The sequence below is a fragment of the Nostoc sp. genome (assembly GCF_054880495.1).
Map to the genome: position 1 here is coordinate 22,949 of NZ_JBTYKD010000087.1, position 13,474 is coordinate 36,422.

Sequence of the window (13,474 nt, forward strand, 5' to 3'; positions counted from 1 at the left end):
CTAACCTCAGTTATTGATAAATTTCACCATCAGGCATAATTGCCCCAGCTAAGTTAGCACCAATTAGTTTAACTAGAAGGCGCTCGCCAGACCGAATCCGCGCTCCCGTCAAGTCAGCTCCTCGCAAGTCAGTGCCACTGAGATCCGCCCCAATCAAATTAGCACCACGTAAATTCGCCTCCCTGAGATCCGCTAAAAGTAAGTTTGCCCGAAATAAATTTGCTTCAGATAAATTCGCACCTCTGAGGTTGACTTTGTGCATAAAAGTATCACTGAGATTAGCACCACTCAAATTGGCATAACTCAGATTTCTGCCAGATAAGTCTTTATTGCTCAAATTTGCCCGACTGTAGTCTTTGCCACTCAAGTCTGAGTTTTGCTTTGGTGGTTTCTGGGTTGTTTGAGATGGGTTTTCTTCTTGAGGTGGCGGTGAATTAAGTGTAGTTTGATGTTTGATTTTTAAAGAGCGCAACTTTTCACGAGCTTCATTTATGGCTTTGAGCTTCTCTTGTGCTTTCTGCTGTAAACGGAGATTGTCTTTGGGAATGCGATCGGGATGCCAAACAAAAACTAAATCTTTGTAAGCCTGGTTCACTTCCTCAAGTGTTGCCCCAGGCTCTAATTCCAAAACTCTATAGTACCGCTCCAGATCGCTCATACGATATTTTAGTGGACAATCAACTTAATTATCAGTGATGGAGCCATCTATTCGCTGCATCATTTGTTATTAGTCATTGGGCATTAGTTTCTCTGACTCCCTCATCTCCCACCCGACGGGAAACGAAAGCTACATCTGCCCCAGTTTTTATTCTTCTTTACCAGACGCTGCACTTCTCTACCAGACGCTGCGCGTAGCTTGCAACTCCTGCGGAGTAAGGCAAGGCTCAGTGACCACGTGAACAATACGTGAATTTTGAATTGATTTCTCCCTCATCTCCCTATTTCCCCATTTCTCCATCGAGCGATCGCTCTCAAATATGCTCCAACTGGAATCTGATAGACTTCAATAAAAATCCAAACAATAATTGCTAAATGTGATAAGAAAGTTAATATTGTCCAAATATATGGCATCCAGGTAATCGGTTCCTTGAGATTAGCAGGAAAATAGTAAGCTACTATGCCAATTAGAGTAGTAGGAAGAATTACAAAAATTGCTGCTGCTAGTCCATAACCCCAACCTAATTCCACACCTTCTAACTGCCCTTCTGTCCAACTAAACCCATTCCAACGCCAACTTAAGGGTGGTTGCCTAGAAGGCATCTTGATTTGCTGTAGTTCTAAGTTGACTGTAAAAATCTCCTGGCAAAAGTCACAAGCCATAGCTTCCATCAATGGCATATGAGAAATCTTACCTATCCGACAGACTGGGCAGGGGTAAACTCCATAATAGTCGAAAGATTGGGCTAAGATTTTGGAACTGAGCATAATGAAAGCGATGATCCTAAAAAGTTTATCTGGTCATGAGGACTTGGGTAAGAATAATCTATGGCGATTCTCAATTGTCTGCAATCAGTTTTCGTAAGGTGAAGTGACAAGTCAGGAGAATTATAATTTTAATTTCTCAATCCTGGCTCTTTTAACTTCTGAGGGACGGAAGCCACCATTTAGAGTTCTCTCTGATTACTTTGAATTGGCTGTATTCTATTCATTAAAAAATGGACATATTCGGAATTTTTAGATTTTTCACTATTGATTTTTAATCCTTTACACTACCCATTAGTCATGACACAGCAATATTTGTAAACTTATATAACTATGGTGATATCTAATGACAAGCCACTATCTTCGTTTAGGCAAACAAGTAACTACTAACGCAAGGGGGAATTCCAAATTCCAAATTCAAATAGGTATACAGCGATAAGGGTTTCCTGGTTACGTAGCTCTGCCGTTGGCGTGGTCACTGAGCCTTGCCCTACTCCGCAGGAGTTGCAAGCTAGGCGCAGCGTCTGGTAGAGAAGTATTAATTTGGAATCGGTGGTTTATTTACGCCAAACTGTACTAGTCTTGACTCCCACAGTTCTACTGAGTCTATCGCTTTTTTATGGTTTGTGGGGGTCTTGACACCGCGTACTTTTCCTGGTAATGTTAGCATACATACGTATAATTCTTAAGTTTTCCAGCAAAAGCCCCAGAAATGCTTAACACAAATTCCTACTTTTATTTTTGGTTTAAGGTGGTTCACCGGGAGTGAATCGAGTTTCCTAACGGAAACCGCCCGGTGAACCGCAGAGGCAACTCTGCGGTTTTTGTTTTTTTAAGGAGAATTTCATCGTCATGACTTATTTTAGCAGCTGGTTTTATGGCTTTTACTTTTGGCCCAGAGTAAGTTCCGGGTAAATAGCGTCATGTCGATGAATCAGAACGCGCCCGGAAATCCTCAAAGGTTTCGGGCTTTTTTGTTGTTATTGGGGAGTGGGGAGTAAGAATTTTAGATTGAAATTTAATCCAAAATCTAAAATCCAAAATTGAATTGTCTAATACTTAATTTGTTAGGAGAATCAAATCATGATTAATGCCAAACTTGCTATAAAATCTCATCCGAACCACCAGACAATTGTTAAACTTTCAGAAAAAGTTGCTTTCGGAGCCGAAGAACTGGTAATTATTGGCGGTCCCTGTACTGTTGAAAGCTTAGAACAAATGGAGATAGTCGCCCAAAAGCTATCTATTGCATCCGTACAGGGGTTGCGTGGCGGTGTCTACAAACCCCGCACATCTCCTTACGCTTTCCAGGGTATGGGAGAGTCAGGATTAGAGATTTTGGCAAGGGTGCGATCGCATTACAATATGCCAGTTGTCACGGAGGTAATGTCAATTTCCCAAATTGAAGTAGTCGCCGCTCACGCTGATATGCTTCAAGTTGGTAGCCGCAATATGCAAAACTTCGACTTGCTCAAAGCTTTGGGACAAGCTGGTAAACCAATACTGCTCAAACGTGGTTTAGCAGCGACAATTGAAGAATTTGTCATGGCTGCTGAATATATCCTCAGCCACGGTAATCCTGATGTGGTGTTGTGCGAAAGAGGTATCCGCAGCTTTGATGATTACACTCGCAACGTCCTGGATTTAGGGGCAGTGGCAGCACTCAAGCAAATCACTCACTTACCAGTGATTGTAGATCCTTCCCATGCCGTCGGGAAACGAGAGTTGGTAGCACCTGTATCTAGAGCTGCGATCGCTTGCGGTGCAGATGGATTAATTATTGAATGTCATCCAGAGCCAGAAAAATCTGTTTCTGATGCCCGTCAAGCACTTTCTTTAGAAGATATGGTGCATTTAGTTGATAGTTTAAAGCCTGTAGCAACAGCCGTTGGGCGCAATATATCAGAAGCGATCGGGGCGGGTTTGAAACCTGTCCCAATTTTTTGTGCTGCTTAAATCTCAGTTGAGAGCATAGTTTACCACCGTAGATCTTACCCTGAGCAATTAATTGGTCGTCTTGTACCCGGAATCCGCACCTTGATTTCTGTTCCCGCAGGAATCACTAATATGCACTTGCTACCATTTTTGTTTTACATAACATTAGGTAGCGCTGCTTGGGTGGGTTTGCTAACATACTCAGGATACGCGTTGGGTAGTCAGTATGAACTTGTGGACAAGTACCTTGCTCCTGTATCCAAAATCGTACTTGGGGGTTTGATTTTGGCATTTGTTTTCTGGATATTCAAGTACCAGTTAAGACGTAGTAGAAGATGGAACACGGCCGCTTTTGGTTTGAAAGTAGTGAAAGCAGGGGTTACATCTGGCCAAAATTCGCCTACACTATGCCAAATAATACTAGATGTATTGTTGGCAGAATCCACCAGATGTATCGCCGGAATTAATTTTTGGCGTATTTCTAGCTACACTTGACGCAACCTAGAATTTCTAGTTGCTCGTATTTTTGTAAGATCAGCATGACAACTTTTTACAGTGAAGTTTGAATTAGGAGCTTTCATGACAGACCAACCTTCCGCAGCTACCCCAATGAATGCCGCCGCTATACCGATGAATAGAGTCTCAGCATCGACTCCCATCAATGCTGTGACTCCTGCCATCCCAGTCGCTGGTGGAAAAACTATTCTCAGTGTTGATTTAGGCAGAACTTCCACAAAAACTTGTGTGAGCCGCGAACCGAACAATGTAGTGTTCGTACCTTCCAACGTCAAGCAGATGTCAATAGAACAAGTACGTGGCGGTGTTTTTGAAGCCAGGGCTACTGACCCCTTAATGGATTTGTGGTTGGAGTATCAAGGAAATGGATATGCTGTTGGTCAACTAGCAGCAGATTTTGGGGCAAATTTAGGAGTCGGCCAATCTAAGGTAGAAGCTGCACTGGTAAAAGTGTTAGCAAGTGCTGGCTACTTCAAACTAAAAAATGATATTTCAGTCGTACTGGGTCTGCCTTTTCTTTCCTTAGAGCAATTTGAAAAGGAAAAAGCACAGTTGATTAGCCAAGTCGGTGGTCCTCATGTATTGAACTTCCGAGGCGAATCTATATCGCTGAACGTCAGCAAAGTATGGGTAATGCCAGAGGGTTACGGCAGCCTACTATGGTCTGAAGCTCAACCGAAGAAAAGCCCTGGCAGTCCCGATTTTACAAAAATATCGGTGGCGATCGTCGATATTGGACATCAAACCGTCGATTTGTTGATGGTAGATAACTTCCGTTTTGCCAGAGGTGCTTCTAAGAGCGAAGACTTCGGGATGAATAAGTTTTATGAATTGGTGTCCGCCGAAATCGAAGGAGCAGATAGTCAATCTCTAGCGCTGATTTCTACGGTGAACAAACCCAGAGGTGAACGCTATTACCGTCCTAAAGGCGCTAGCAAGCCCACCAACTTAGACGATTTTCTTCCCAACCTCACGGAGATGTTTTCTCGGGAAATCTGTAGCCGTGTGCTAGCTTGGTTGCCAGAACGCGTCACTGATGTGATTCTGACTGGAGGGGGTGGTGAGTTCTTCTGGGACGACGTTCAACGTCTGCTCAAAGAAGCAAAGATTAATGCTCATTTAGCAGCACCTTCCCGACAAGCGAATGCTTTGGGGCAGTATATTTATGGAGAGGCACAATTATCCTCAAATCGCGCTGCTAGGGCATAAAGCTGATGTTCCAATGGTCAAAAAAGGTAGTTAAATCCGTCACGTTCAACCCAGAGCTTGCTGATGAAAGCTTGTTAGCACAAGTAGAAAGTTATTTGGAAAAACAACCAGACAAGACTTTCAGTGACCTCTGTAAAGAAGCCTTGTGGCAATCTTTATGTGTACCGGAATCTGTACGACCTGCTCCACAAACAGCAGCAATAACACCGATTGAACAACAAATTGGTGAACTGCAACGTCAAGTGGCTGGACTTGAGGAACGTTCTTTTGCCAAGGGATCTAATCGTTTGGAGGCGATGGAACACCATTTACTGCTACTTTCTCAACAAGTTGCACAACTGGCGCTTATAATCAATGATCGATCAATTATTCAGTCTCCATCTCAATTAGAAGTAGTAAATAATACTTCTTATACTGTTGCTACTCCTCCTCAAGAGGTTGACCCCTTAATCAGTCGCCTTAGTCAGTTTCTCGATGATTTTTAAGCCACAATCAGGTTTGTGAGTAGTTTTTGCTCATATTAACAATCCTTAATAGTGTTTACTATTAAGGATTATTAATGTTTATATATATAAATAGATTTGTGTACGTGGGGCGATCGCACATAATAGCGAATCATCAGGATAATTCCAGTTGAACTATTCTAGTATTCTTCTTATTTGATGCCAAAGCCTAATTTCCAAACAAATTTTGGGCTAACTCTTGATTAGATAACATAATGGCTAATTCTTACACTAATATTATTGTCAAAGGACAGAATCAAGAAGTTTTATTTCCCCACAGCCCAAGCTTCCCCAGCAGCTACAATACGCAAATTTGCTAACTTTTGTGTTGAATATTATTAGTACATATTATTACTAGATTCTTTTTTTACTTTATACACTGTATGAATGCTAGAATCCTCAAGTAGACAGTTAGGATACCTAGATGCCAGTTGTAGCTAACTCAATCAAGTTTGGTACAGACGGCTGGCGGGGCGTTATTGGTGACGAGTTCACCTTTGAACGTCTAGCCCTGGTCGCACCAGTTGCCGCAAAAGTATTATATGATACATACTATTCTACCGTGGCTAGCCGGACAATTATAGTCGGTTACGATCGCCGATTCATGGCCGAAGACTTTGCTCGTGCTGTTGCCGATACTGTCACCGCTATTGGATTTGATGTACTTTTGAGCGATGGCTATGCCCCAACCCCAGCTTATAGTTGGGCAGCAAAAGAACTCAATGCTTTAGGGGCGCTGGTAATTACGGCCAGCCATAATCCTGGCGCATACTTGGGTTTAAAAGTCAAGGGTTATTTTGGTGGTTCAGTGCCGCCAGAAGTTACAAAAGAGATAGAAGCACAGTTGTCGGTTGGAGTACCACTAGCAGCTACCCCAGGCAAGCAAGAGAAATTCGATCCTTGGCCTAGTTATACCCAAGCACTAGAAGGTAAAGTTGATATCGCCAAAATTCGAGAAGCGATCGCCTCTGGCAAATTGACGTTATTTGCCGATGTCATGCATGGCGCTGCTGCTGGCGGATTGGCGAGACTACTAGGTAATCAGGTCAAAGAAATCAACTCAGAACGCGATCCCCTATTTGGTGGAGGTGCGCCGGAACCCTTGCCTAAATACCTTTCAAAACTATTTGAAGTTATCAAAACTCACCGAGAAACAGATAAATCAGGTTTAACTGTGGGGTTGGTATTTGATGGAGATTGCGATCGCATTGCAGCAGTGGATGGAGAAGCTAACTTCCTAAGTTCCCAAGTATTAATCCCGATATTAATCGACCACTTAACCCTGCGGCGCGGCTTTAGTGGTGAAATAGTCAAAACTGTTAGTGGTTCCGACTTGATGCCCCTTGTAGCAGCACTACATAACCTGCCAGTCTTTGAAACAGCAGTTGGTTATAAATACATCGCTGACAGAATGTTAGTAGCAAAAGTATTGCTGGGTGGCGAAGAGTCGGGAGGAATTGGCTACGGCAGCCATATTCCCGAACGTGATGCCCTGCTGTCAGCATTGTATGTATTAGAGGCAATTGTAAAATCTGGTTTGGATTTAGGTGAATATTATCGCCAGTTGCAGAAGCAGACAGGGTTTACCTCAGCTTATGATCGCATTGATTTACCCTTAGCAAGTATGGAAGTGCGATCGCGTCTTTTGCAACAACTGCAAAGCCAACCCTTAACAGAAATTGCAGGGTTAGCAGTAATTGATTGCCAGACAATTGACGGCTACAAGTACCGCCTCGCTGATAAAAGCTGGTTAATGATTCGGTTTAGCGGTACTGAGCCAGTTTTACGCCTCTACTGCGAAGCCCCGACAATTGAGCAAGTACATCAAACTCTTGCTTGGGCGAAAGAGTGGGCGGAGTAAAATTAATTATTAGTCATTAGTCCTTTGTCCTTGGTAAATGATCAATGACTAATGACCAATGACTAATGACCAATGACCAAAATGACCAATGACCAATGACCAAATTACTTGTAGTAGCCACAGGAAATCCAGGTAAGTTGCGGGAAATGCAGGCTTACCTGGAAAATTCTGGTTGGGAATTAACCCTCAAACCTGAAGAATTGGAAATTGAAGAGACGGGTGAAACCTTTGCTGCTAACGCTTGTCTGAAAGCGTCACAAATTGCTAAAGCCACAGGAAACTGGGCAATCGCTGATGATTCGGGCTTACAAGTAGATGCCCTAAATGGCGCACCAGGGGTGTATTCTGCACGTTACGCCAAAACGGACTCAGAACGCATTGCTAGGGTATTGAGGGAATTAGGCAACGAAGTAAATCGGCAAGCTCAATTTGTTTGTGCAGTAGCGATCGCTCGTCCTGATGGTGCGATCGTATTAGAATCTGAAGGTATTTGTCGCGGCGAAATTCTCCATACACCGCGTGGTGATAGTGGTTTCGGCTACGATCCAATTTTTTATATTCAAGAGTTGCAATTAACCTTTGCTCAGATGACACGGGAGTTGAAGGGGTCAATTAGCCATCGAGGTAAGGCTTTTGCTGCTTTACTTCCGCAACTAAAAACAGTACTGAGTCCTGAGTTGGGGTGAAGATCTGATTTTAGGTGACTTATTCATGTCCTTTTTTTCACTAAGACTATTTAGTAGCTCAAGTTCAGAGTCCGACAAGTTAAGCGTGATTAAAGTTTTTTTGCTCAAAACATCTTTACCTCTGTTTTTATATATATATTATATATAAAATATACATAGTACGTATATTCTATGTCAAGAGTAAAGCTAGTTTTTGTCGTAGCCTGTAGCCAGTAGGACGTGGGAATAGGCGTATATGTGACTTATTAAGTCATATATACGCATATAGTTCAGAAGCTTATCAGCACTCAAACTGCTTCTGTATTCTTTTCCCCGGTGCGAATCCGAATCACTTGCTCAACAGGCGAGATGAAAATTTTACCATCGCCGATTTCACCAGTGCGGGCAGCTGCAATAACTTTATCCACCACCATATCAACCTGACTGTCGTCAACTACGATTTCCACTTTGAGTTTTTGCAGAAACTCAACGGTGTACTCAGAACCACGATACCGTTCAGTTTGACCTTTCTGCCGTCCGAACCCCCGAACTTCAGAAACAGTCATGCCAACAATACCAGCGTTAACTAAGGCAATTTTCACCTCATCTAGCTTAAATGGCCGGATAATAGCTTCTACTTTTTTCATCTTCTTGACTCCTGACTTCTACTAGCTTCGTTTATATATCTAACCAGATCCGTTGTCTGAAGCTGTAACTAGCAGTGCTTTTGCTAAAAGATATGTAATAATTACCACTTTTTTTAAAGTCTAGATGCTTTGCTTGAGGCTTTAGGACATGAGAACTAGCCAGGATTTATTAATTGGGTTTTAACATAAAGAAGTTGCTATCAATTTAGCTTTTATAACCTAAAAATAGATCAACTCCGCCATTTAGCAGATTTGTTCGGATATTTAGAGAGTGATTACAGACAAATTGTACGGTGGCCTGAAAGTCTGCTGTTGCTGACTCTGGGAGTGTCAACTAACGTTTCTGATGTTCAAACAAGGGACGCACAACGAAATATCCAGCACTAAAGGCAGTCAGCATAATTAACAAAATGGTGATAATTAACCACCAGCCATTGAGTTCCTTGGCATCTGGTTGAGTAGTGGAATAATAACTTACTTGTTGCTCTTCTATAAAAACTGGTTCTGGTATCGGGAAATTTATTTCCATTACAGGTCTAGAAAAGTCTTGGCGGTGGCTTTTTTCGGGTGGGGCTTTGGGAACAACAGGTGGATGCGGACGAGAAACCTGCTGACGTGGAGACGCTTGTCTCACTGGCTGTTTGGCAGCACTTTTAACATCGCCAGGAGCTTGAGGGACTTGGTGATAACTAGGTATAGTATGGGAATTAACAAAATTTTGCAAGTGAGAAAAAGACTCAACGACTTTGGTAATTTCTTGGCGTAATAGTTGATTTTCTTGTGCTAATTGCTGATTTTGGGTGGTGAGTGCATTTAGCCTCGCCTGTGCTGCTTGCAACTCTGTTGACAATTCCCTGTATACAGATAGTGGTACAGAGGGAGGGTAGGCTTGAGTAGTCGGTGTTGGCGAATTCCTGTGAACAGAACCTATGGTTGTTCGCATCGGGGGCTTGGTATTAAAAATCAAGGTAATTAGATCGTACAGAGATGCTAACAGAGATAGTCACATCGCTTCTAAGGAGACGTTGCGCGTAGCTTGCTTCCCGAAAGGGATATGTTCCGAATTCAAAATTAACAATCCCCATAAATAAATTTAGAGGCTTGTATCCTTTTATTTTTCGGTTAGCCCTGAAACTATGCCTAAGAATAATAGAAAAATGCCGAAAGGGCAAAGGCAAAGATTTATGATCAAGGATTGGGTATTGGGCATTTTAATGATTTCTCCTCTACCTCCCTTGCTCCCTCTGCCCCCATCCCATGCCCCAGTTCCCAATCCCCTTGATCACAAAAGGTTAATTTCGTAACAATGGGAAGAAGTGCCCCACAGGGCCTTGCCCTTGTCCAATATCTAGGGCGTAAGTGAGTGCAGTAGTCACATATTCTTTTGCCTGTTGCACAGCCTGCCACAAGTCTTTTCCCTTAGCCAGATTAGCAGCGATCGCAGCCGATAGTGTACAACCAGTACCGTGGGTATTTTTTGTCTCTACTTGTTTTGTAGTCAAAACTTCCAACTTGTCCCCATTAAACCAGATATCAACGCCACGTAAATCTCCCTGCATACCTCCGCCTTTGACTAAAACAGCCTTCGTCCTTAAACTTTTGTGAATAATTTCAGCAGCAGCTTGCATATCCTCCAAGGAATTAATTTGTAAACCGCTCAAAATCTCGGCTTCGTAGCGATTGGGCGTGATAATAACCGCCTTGGGAATCAGGGCATGGCACAGAGTCTTCACAGCATCATCATCAATCAATTGTGCTCCTGTACGTGACACCATTACTGGATCAACTACTAGATTATCGATTTGTAAAGCTTCCACCTGCTGGGCAACAGCAAAGATAATTTCCTGATTGAGCAACATTCCCGTTTTGGCAGCTTGTACACCAATATCCTCAACCACTGCCTGAATTTGCGCCACAACAGCCTCTGTTGGCATGGCATCAACCCTCTTCACTCCTAGAGTGTTTTGTGCCGTCACACAAGTTATAGCGCTAGTACCGTGGACACAGTGAAAAGCAAAGGTACGTAAATCAGCTTGAATTCCTGCACCGCCACCGCTATCTGAACCAGCAATGGTTAAAGCAACAGGTATTCTGAAGTTTATTTCAGTGTTCATATTATAAAGATTAAGTAAGTCGGGGCAATCAAACCAAACTATCTCAAAGATTGATGAACTATGTCTAGCAGACGCTACGCCAAGGGAGAAGTTCGGCTCATCGCGTCTGGTAGACAAGGCATCGCTTCTTTAAAAATATTTAGAGAAACTTCATCAAATCTTCGCACAAAGCCCCCTCCATCTCCATATCAGTCTGGAAATTAATAGCACTCACCACGAATTTTAGGTGAAAATCCCTTTTTTCTGTAAAAAGAATAACTAAATTCAGCGTATTTGCTGATAACAAGCACCATTTGTAAAGGTTAGTTTTAAGACATAAGTCCACAAAGCTCAGTTACACCACTTACAACAGGTTCAACTAAGTTCTTAGATTAGTTCCCTTAACTTAAGGGGTCAACCGACTAAAGTTTCAATCAATTTAACTTTTACCACTGTAACTTTAAGTCCCCAGTTATTAGCCAAGGCTGCATTCTACCATACCAATTTAGCAACCTCCTGACCTAAGACAACGGATAAAGTTCAGAGGAATTCCTATGCCAAATATGATTACCGTATCGAATATAGCAGATAGGAAAGCTAGCTCGCAAAGAGCAGCAATCGCGGTTGCTACAGATGAAGATACAATTCAATTCGACTCCATCCAGCCTTGTTAATCAGACAATATCTGACGACAAGCCCGGAGGCGAAGTATCTATGCACTAATCGTCCGATCTCACCCTCAACAAAACCCTGACGATTAACAGTATCGATATCCCTGGTTTAACCATCAACGGTTGACAGGAGAAAAATTTTCAGTTTGACAACAGCCTTTCTACAACTGATGCGATTTCAAATCGCGTTCGGATAACTGTGACTGTCGTGAAAAGTCCAGACAAATCACCGATTCAAATAACTACTTAGTAACTGAAGAAAGTTGCTGAGACTGTACTACCAATTCACCTTACACACATTCGGAGTAAATCTATGGCTGGCAACACATACTACGTTTCTGGAACAGGCAATGATAACAATAACGGCTTAAATGAAGGAACTGCGTTTCGCACCTTGGGCACAGCAGTGTATCGGATGAAAACAGGCGACACACTCTATGTCATGAACGGAACTTATGACAAAGGGTTTACGCTTTTTAACTTTAATGGTTCAGCAGATAACTGGACAACAATAAAAGCTTATCCCGGGGCTACGCCGACGATAAAAACAACCGGAGCTGGCATTAATATATTTAGTTCCTCCTACGTCCGGGTTGAAGGACTTGATCTAGAAGGCAATCGGGAAAACATCACTCTACAATATGCCTTACAACAGAAGGATAATCTCAACAACCCCTTAACTAATTCCAGTGGAATTGAAATTAAAAGCTGGACAAATGCACAAGGAGTAGGTGGTACTAATTCTCATCACATTGTCATCTCTGGTAACACAGTCCGTAACTTTCCAGGTGGAGGCATCGGAGCTATGGATTCAGACTACATCACATTTGAGAAAAACATTGTGTCTGGAAACGCTTGGTATTCACCTTATGGTGCTCAGGGATTGGGTCTTAATCGCAGTTTTAACTTTGATAACAATACGACTGATTACAAAATGATTATCGAAGACAATATTGTTTACGATAATCAAAGTTTGGTCCCGTGGAGTGTCGCAGGCAAAATCACTGAAGGACATGGGATTATGCTTGATACTACTAATCAGACTAAAGATGGAACACCTTATCTAGGCAAAACCTTAATTGCGAATAATATAGTCTACAACAATGGCAACTCTGGCATCGACGCTTTTGCAGCAAAAAATGTAGATATTGTCAACAATACAGTTTACCAAAATAGCCGGGTTGTCACTAATACCGGAGAGATTAAAGTCAATTACTCAGCGAATGTTACAGTCGAGAACAATATTATGTATGCCAGCGACAATCAAGCGGCGAATGTTCTTAACTATTCTACGAATGTCAACTTTGACCACAACCTTGTTTATAACTCGAATAAATTCCAAGCTTCAGATAATTTAAAGGCTACAGGATTGCGGAATATTTTGGGTAAAGATCCCCAATTTGTTGATGCAGCCCACGCGAATTTTGCGCTCAAACCTGGAAGTCCTGCGATTGATGCTGGTTCTAATGCCTTCAATAGCATCACTAAGAACGTTCCCCAGGATGGCGATGGTAATGGCACCGCAGTGATTGATATTGGTGCATACGAAGCTCCCCACTCCAGCGTCACCATCCCCAATAACTTGAACAACAACATTGCCGGGTTTGACAATTCCAACGATGTGATTAATGGTCTAGGGGGTAATGACACCATCAATGGCAACAGTGGTAACGACTTACTCCAGGGCGGTACTGGCAATGATCTTCTGATTGGTGGAAAAGGCAATGATACTCTTGTGGGTGGTATGGGTGCAGACTCTTTCCTCTTCAACACCAATGCTGCCTTTAATAGCGCTACTGTGGGTATTGATACGATCGCTGACTTCAATCACTCTCAAGGGGACAAAATTGTTCTGGATAAGACCACCTTTACTGCCATTACTTCTGCTGTGGGAAGGGGTTTTAGTAAGGCTAGTGATTTTCAAATCACCAGTTTAGGGGCAGCTAGCAATG

General features: G+C 42.5%; 12 protein-coding genes and 1 pseudogene. 8 read left to right on the forward strand and 5 right to left on the reverse strand.

What is annotated here, in order from left to right:
- Nucleotides 1–10 precede the first annotated feature (10 nt).
- Both ACYTXL_RS09920 and ACYTXL_RS09925 read right to left on the reverse strand, forming a co-directional pair.
- Nucleotides 11–658, reverse strand: a complete 648-nt coding sequence (locus ACYTXL_RS09920) for a pentapeptide repeat-containing protein (protein ID WP_461924581.1) — start codon at nt 656–658, stop codon at nt 11–13.
- 272 nt (nt 659–930) lie between these two features.
- Nucleotides 931–1,425, reverse strand: coding sequence for a hypothetical protein (locus ACYTXL_RS09925; protein ID WP_292800897.1), 495 nt, complete (start codon nt 1,423–1,425; stop codon nt 931–933).
- Between the two features lie 1,080 nt (nt 1,426–2,505).
- Between ACYTXL_RS09925 and aroF the strand changes: the two genes are divergently transcribed.
- The 6 genes and pseudogenes from aroF (at nt 2,506) to rdgB (ending at nt 8,132) form a co-directional block, all read left to right on the forward strand.
- A complete protein-coding gene (gene aroF / locus ACYTXL_RS09930; protein WP_461924582.1) occupies nt 2,506–3,378 on the forward strand; it encodes a 3-deoxy-7-phosphoheptulonate synthase in 873 nt (290 codons plus the stop codon).
- 45 nt (nt 3,379–3,423) lie between these two features.
- Nucleotides 3,424–3,693 (forward strand): annotated as a pseudogene (locus ACYTXL_RS09935) (DedA family protein); the annotation flags it as partial.
- A gap of 243 nt (nt 3,694–3,936) precedes the next feature.
- Nucleotides 3,937–5,082, forward strand: a complete 1,146-nt coding sequence (gene fcmB / locus ACYTXL_RS09940; protein WP_461924583.1) for a filament morphology actin-like protein FcmB — start codon at nt 3,937–3,939, stop codon at nt 5,080–5,082.
- 5 nt (nt 5,083–5,087) lie between these two features.
- Complete coding sequence (gene fcmC / locus ACYTXL_RS09945) at nt 5,088–5,567, forward strand: filament morphology membrane protein FcmC (protein WP_461924584.1); 480 nt, start codon at nt 5,088–5,090, stop codon at nt 5,565–5,567.
- Between the two features lie 442 nt (nt 5,568–6,009).
- Nucleotides 6,010–7,446: a phosphoglucomutase/phosphomannomutase family protein gene (locus tag ACYTXL_RS09950; protein ID WP_461924585.1), complete on the forward strand. Its 1,437-nt coding sequence runs from the start codon at nt 6,010–6,012 to the stop codon at nt 7,444–7,446.
- 95 nt (nt 7,447–7,541) lie between these two features.
- Nucleotides 7,542–8,132 carry an RdgB/HAM1 family non-canonical purine NTP pyrophosphatase gene (gene rdgB, locus ACYTXL_RS09955; protein WP_461924586.1) on the forward strand — a complete coding sequence of 197 codons (591 nt, stop codon included), beginning with the start codon at nt 7,542–7,544 and terminating at the stop codon, nt 8,130–8,132.
- Between the two features lie 287 nt (nt 8,133–8,419).
- Here the strand turns inward: rdgB and ACYTXL_RS09960 are convergent, their stop codons facing one another.
- The 3 genes from ACYTXL_RS09960 to thiD all read right to left on the reverse strand — a co-directional run bounded on the left by ACYTXL_RS09960 (nt 8,420) and on the right by thiD (nt 10,872).
- The gene (locus ACYTXL_RS09960) at nt 8,420–8,758 is read right to left on the reverse strand and encodes a P-II family nitrogen regulator (RefSeq protein ID WP_292800919.1); all 339 of its coding nucleotides are present in this window, start codon (nt 8,756–8,758) and stop codon (nt 8,420–8,422) included.
- 334 nt (nt 8,759–9,092) lie between these two features.
- Nucleotides 9,093–9,701: a hypothetical protein gene (locus ACYTXL_RS09965; protein ID WP_461924587.1), complete on the reverse strand. Its 609-nt coding sequence runs from the start codon at nt 9,699–9,701 to the stop codon at nt 9,093–9,095.
- 349 nt (nt 9,702–10,050) lie between these two features.
- Nucleotides 10,051–10,872 (reverse strand): bifunctional hydroxymethylpyrimidine kinase/phosphomethylpyrimidine kinase, encoded by an 822-nt coding sequence (gene thiD, locus ACYTXL_RS09970; protein ID WP_461924588.1) that lies wholly within the window; start codon nt 10,870–10,872, stop codon nt 10,051–10,053.
- A gap of 60 nt (nt 10,873–10,932) precedes the next feature.
- Between thiD and ACYTXL_RS09975 the strand changes: the two genes are divergently transcribed.
- Nucleotides 10,933–11,076: a hypothetical protein gene (locus ACYTXL_RS09975; protein WP_461924589.1), complete on the forward strand. Its 144-nt coding sequence runs from the start codon at nt 10,933–10,935 to the stop codon at nt 11,074–11,076.
- A 759-nt stretch (nt 11,077–11,835) separates the two neighbouring features.
- A partial coding sequence (locus ACYTXL_RS09980; protein WP_461924590.1) for a choice-of-anchor Q domain-containing protein occupies nt 11,836–13,474 on the forward strand: 1,639 nt, incomplete at its 3' end.

Bases quoted from the DNA above. Each gene is read 5' to 3' on its own strand.
- rdgB (WP_461924586.1), top strand. From the start codon at position 7,542: ATGACCAAATTACTTGTAGTAGCCACAGGAAATCCAGGTAAGTTGCGG.
- ACYTXL_RS09965 (WP_461924587.1), bottom strand. From the start codon at position 9,701: ATGCGAACAACCATAGGTTCTGTTCACAGGAATTCGCCAACACCGACT.
- ACYTXL_RS09960 (WP_292800919.1), bottom strand. From the start codon at position 8,758: ATGAAAAAAGTAGAAGCTATTATCCGGCCATTTAAGCTAGATGAGGTG.
- fcmC (WP_461924584.1), top strand. From the start codon at position 5,088: ATGTTCCAATGGTCAAAAAAGGTAGTTAAATCCGTCACGTTCAACCCA.
- ACYTXL_RS09925 (WP_292800897.1), bottom strand. From the start codon at position 1,425: ATGCTCAGTTCCAAAATCTTAGCCCAATCTTTCGACTATTATGGAGTT.
- aroF (WP_461924582.1), top strand. From the start codon at position 2,506: ATGATTAATGCCAAACTTGCTATAAAATCTCATCCGAACCACCAGACA.
- ACYTXL_RS09975 (WP_461924589.1), top strand. From the start codon at position 10,933: ATGTCTAGCAGACGCTACGCCAAGGGAGAAGTTCGGCTCATCGCGTCT.
- fcmB (WP_461924583.1), top strand. From the start codon at position 3,937: ATGACAGACCAACCTTCCGCAGCTACCCCAATGAATGCCGCCGCTATA.
- thiD (WP_461924588.1), bottom strand. From the start codon at position 10,872: ATGAACACTGAAATAAACTTCAGAATACCTGTTGCTTTAACCATTGCT.
- ACYTXL_RS09920 (WP_461924581.1), bottom strand. From the start codon at position 658: ATGAGCGATCTGGAGCGGTACTATAGAGTTTTGGAATTAGAGCCTGGG.
- ACYTXL_RS09950 (WP_461924585.1), top strand. From the start codon at position 6,010: ATGCCAGTTGTAGCTAACTCAATCAAGTTTGGTACAGACGGCTGGCGG.